At 63.8% G+C, this 4553-nt stretch carries 3 protein-coding genes; all 3 read right to left on the bottom strand.

Annotated elements, in window-relative coordinates:
* Nucleotides 1–167: 167 nt before the first annotated feature.
* The gene (locus RTX98_RS18150) at nucleotides 168–1388 is read right to left on the bottom strand and encodes an acyl-CoA dehydrogenase family protein (RefSeq protein ID WP_312798199.1); all 1221 of its coding nucleotides are present in this window, start codon (nucleotides 1386–1388) and stop codon (nucleotides 168–170) included.
* Between the two features lie 9 nt (nucleotides 1389–1397).
* Nucleotides 1398–2150, bottom strand: a complete 753-nt coding sequence (locus tag RTX98_RS18145) for an SDR family NAD(P)-dependent oxidoreductase (protein ID WP_312798198.1) — start codon at nucleotides 2148–2150, stop codon at nucleotides 1398–1400.
* Between the two features lie 82 nt (nucleotides 2151–2232).
* Nucleotides 2233–4553: translocation/assembly module TamB domain-containing protein (locus RTX98_RS18140; RefSeq protein ID WP_312798197.1), on the bottom strand; the 2321-nt coding region annotated here is incomplete at its 5' end.

Raw genomic sequence — 4553 nt, 5'->3', positions numbered from 1 at the left:
ATGACCACCCGACGCCGATAGTATGCACCAATTGCAATATACAAGGATGAGGACGGTTGCGCTTGAATTGCTGGTCGGCAGGCATGGCACAACGGTCCTCATCCTGAGGTGCGACCCAAAGGGAGCCTCGAAGGACGCACCACGCTACTGCCCCCCTACTGCCCTACTCACTTATTCACCTCTTCCCCCTCCACCGGCCAGCGCCAGAAATCATTCCCCTCCTCTGACAGGTTCCGGTTCAGCACCATCTTGTGCACCTCATCGGCGCCGTCGACGAGGCGGGCCTGACGGGCGTAGCGGTAGATCCATTCCAGCACGGTGTCCTTGGAATAACCGCGCGCGCCGTTGATCTGGATGCCGGTGTCGGCGGCCTTGTGCAGGACGTCAGCGACATGCACCTTCGCCATGGAGACTTCCTTGCGGGCGTATTCCCCCATGTCGAGCGCGTAAGCCGCTTTTTGCACCAGCAGGCGGCCGATTTCGATCTGCATGGCGAGATCGCCCAGCATCAGCTGGATGCTTTCGCGGTTCGCCAGCCGTATCCCGAAGCCTTCACGCTTCTCGGCATAATCCCTGGCGATCTCGGTGCAGCGTTTGGCGAGGCCGAGCCAGCGCATGCAATGGGTCAGGCGCGCAGGGCCGAGCCGGGTCTGCGTGACGCGCATGCCCTTGCCTTCGCCGAGCAGGATCTCGCTTGCCGGGATTTCGAGACCATCAAACTCGATCTCGCAATGGCCGCCATGTTCTTCCGGCCCCATGATCGGAATGCGGCGGTTGATGCGCCAGCCCGGCTGGTTCTTGTGATACAAGAAAGCCGACAGACCGTGGCGCGGATCGTCCGATGTCCTCGCAATCAGAATGAAGTGCTCGGCCTCTTCCGCGCCCGTGATGAACCACTTCGTGCCATGCACGACATAGCGATCGCCGTGCTTGGTCGCCCGCGTCTGGATCATCTGGGGATCGGACCCGCCGCCGGGATGCGGTTCCGTCATGACGAAGGCCGAGCGCACCTCGCCGCGCGCGATCGGCATCAGCCATTTTTCCTTCTGCTCCTTCGTGCCGATCTTTTCGAGCACCATCATGTTGCCGTCGTCGGGCGCGGCCGAATTGAACACGGCCGGGCCGAATATCGAGCGGTTCATGGCTTCGTAGCAAACGGCCATGCCACGCTTGTCGAGCCCCTGCCCGCCGCTCGCCTGCGACAGCTGGAGGTTCCACAACCCCTGAGCCCTGGCCTTGATGCGCAGCTCTTCCAGCAGCGGCAGCGCGATGTTTTCATGCGCATCATAGGAAGACGGATCGGCTTCGAGCGGCAGCACCTCTAGCTCTACGAAATCGGCGATGCGCTGGCGGAAATCCTCGACGCGGGCGGGAATGGTGAAGTCCATGGCGGTCTCCTAAAGCGACGCGTTTGAGTGACCGCCGTCCACCACCAGCGCTGTGCCAGTGATGTAAGCGCCGGCTTCCGAGGCCAGCAGCAGCGTGGCGCCGTCGAGATCTTCCATGCGGCCGAGGCGGCGCTGCGGGATGCGCTTCACCATGGCTTCGCCGGCCGGACTGGCAAAGAAATCGCGGTTGATTTCGGTTTCCACATAGCCAGGGCAAAGCGCGTTGACGCGGATACCATAGCGCGCCCATTCCAACGACAAAGCGCGAGTGAGATGAACCAGCCCGGCTTTGGAGGCGGCATACGCCGACAACTCGGTCGCCACCCGCAGCGCCACGATCGAAGCGACATTGATGATGGAGCCGCCGCGTTCAACCTGCCGCAAGGCTTTTGCCGCAGCCTGCGCAACAAGAAACGGGCCCTTCAGATTGACGTCGAGCGTGTTGTCCCAGGCCTCTTCGGTGAGGTCCATCGCCCGCGCTGCGCCGCTGATGCCGGCATTGTTGACGACGATGTCGAAGGGTTGTTCAGCCTCAGCAAACAGCCGAGAAATGGATGCGGCATCGCACACGTCGAGCGCTACGGCCGTGGCTTCTGCTCCTGAGTCACGCAATGCATCGCGTTCGGCTTCAAGGCTGTCGAGCCGGCGCGCAGCGAGCGTCACTGCGGCACCGCGTTCGGCGAACAACCGCGCAAAGTGCTGGCCGAGTCCACTCGATGCGCCGGTTACAAGCACGCGCTTGTTCCGGATGTCGTCGAACATGCAGGCTCCTCCCCGACAATGAGCGATGGCTTACTGTCGGGGAAATCAAACAAGGTCGCAAGAGCGAACGGCCTGAAAGCGCTTAGTAATCGCGCTCGTAGAACACACCGAGGCTGGAGTCGGTGGTGCCGGCGCCGCCCTTCACCTTGAGGTTCTCAGTGATGTCGAGATTGATCGTGGCCTTCGTATTGCCGCCGGCACCCGCTTCCACGCCGAGATAGGTGTTCTCATTGATGTAACGGCCGGCACGCACGGCGGCATTGCCTTCGCTGTCGGTCACCACGTCGAGATCGTCGAGCCCTGTGCCAGCGCGCAGGCTGCCCAGCAGCGAATTGTTGCCGCCGCCCGCGAGTTCGGCCGCGGCTGCGGCGAGCTGGGCGATCTGGAAGGCCGACAGCTCGTTGATGCCGCGATTGAAGATCAGGCGGGCCAGAACTTCGTCCTGCGGCAGTTCGGGCGACGAGGAGAAGGTGACGTCGATGACGGACGCGCGGCCCGTGACCGTCACGAACACGGTGATGTCAGAGCCTTCCGAGCGCGCCACGAAGTTGAGGTAGGGATCGAGATCGCCCACCAGCGTGACTTCACCCTCATCAAAGGTGATGCGCTGCCCCAGAATGCCGATGCGGCCCCGGATCATCTTCAACCCGCCGGTCGGCTGGATATTGGTGACCGGCCCGCTGATCTGCACCGAACCGCCGAGCTCGGCATCCACGCCGCGACCGCGCACAAACACCTGGTTCGGCGCATTAATGGTGATGTTGAGGCGCGCTACGCTCGGACGCGAGGTTGGAACCGGCGTGCCGTCGTTGGCCTTGGCACGAACCAGCGTGGCGCGAACGCCGGCCGGCGGGTTGCGATGCTTGACGTTGATGGCGGCAGCACCGCCGGCAAAGCTTTCGGGGACGGTGATTTCGGCACGCGCCACGTCGATCGTTCCACCTATCACCGGATCCTGCAACAGAGCGCCAGTGACCGTGAGACGGCCGTTGACAGTGGCGACCAGCAACTCGCCATCGGCGTAGCGGGCATTGTTGAGGTTGATCGCGATATTGGCCGGGAAGTTGCTGCCTGGTGCAATGCCGACAGTGCCCGATGCGCTGACCGTGCCGCCGCCACCGATGGCGCCCGACACGTTCTCGATCGTGACAGTCTGGCCCGATATGCCGACAGCGACGTTGATGTTGCTGACGCGCAAGTTGGTTTCGGGATCAACCACGGCCGCGCCCGCCGAGGTCACACGGCCCTGAATGTTCGGCTGCTGGATGCTGCCGGTCACCGTTGCATTGGCATTGACCGTACCGGTCAGCTGCGTGCCGCGATCGGCGAGGAAGCGGTTGGCGAGTGCAAGCGGCGCCTGCGCATCGACATTCACCGACAAGCCATCACCCGACAAAGGCACGCGACCGTTGCCGGTGACGGTAAGGCCCTGCGCGCCGTTGACTCGCAGACTGTTCAGCGTCACCGCATTGTCGCCGTAAGCGCCATCCGCCTGGACCGACAGCGGTGCAACGCCGGCTTGCGCCAGCGGCGCTGCAGTGACGCCGCTGCCCTGCAGATTGAAGCTGGCAGACGGGTTGCGCAACTCACCGGTGACACGCGCCGTACCGGTAACCGTGCCACCCAGATTCTGGTCGGGCACGAAACCATTGGCAAGCGCCAAAGGCACCTGCGCATTCACATCCACCGCCAGCCCGGCGCCCTTCAACGGCACGCGCCCACTGCCGCTGACATTCAGCCCTTGCGCGCCCCGCACCTGCAGACTGTTCAGCGTCAGGGCGTTGTCGCCGAAGGCACCCTCCGCCTGAACGGAAAGCGGTGCAGCACCCGCTTGAGCCAAGGGTGCTGCACTGATGCCACTGCCTTGGAGATTGAAGCTCGCAGCCGGGTTGCGCAATTCGCCGGTGACACGCGCCGTACCGGTGATCGTGCCAGCGAGTTTCTGCTCGGGTACGACCGCGTTGGCGATGGCCAGCGGCAGCGAGCGTAGCGTGACATCGAGACCAAGCTGGCCCTGGCCGAGCGGCACCGTGCCTTGCGCCCGCGCGTCGACGCCTTCCGGACTGGTGATGGCCGCATCAAGGGTCAGAAGCTGGTTCTGCGTGCTGCCGTTGGCCGTGACATCGATCGAGGACAGGCCGGCCTGTTTCAGCTGGGCGGCCGTGAGGCCTTGGCCGCGGACGTCGAAATTGACGTCGGGCGCACTGCGCGATCCGCCGACCTTCACCGTGCCATCGAGCGTTCCGCCGAGGCCGAGATCCGGCACGACGCTGTTGCCGATCGCGAGCGGCAGCCTGGCGATCACCAGATCGAGGTCGAGCGTTTCGGCAATCTGGCCCTTGGCATCGTTCCGCCCGCCGTCGACATCGAGAGCAACGCCGTCGATGGTGATGACCTGGTTGA

It is taken from the genome of Tianweitania sp., assembly GCF_032053605.1.
Lineage (GTDB): Bacteria > Pseudomonadota > Alphaproteobacteria > Rhizobiales > Rhizobiaceae > Tianweitania.
The sequence above is the reverse complement of the archived record's forward strand: the minus strand, read 5'-3'. Positions and strand labels throughout refer to the sequence as shown.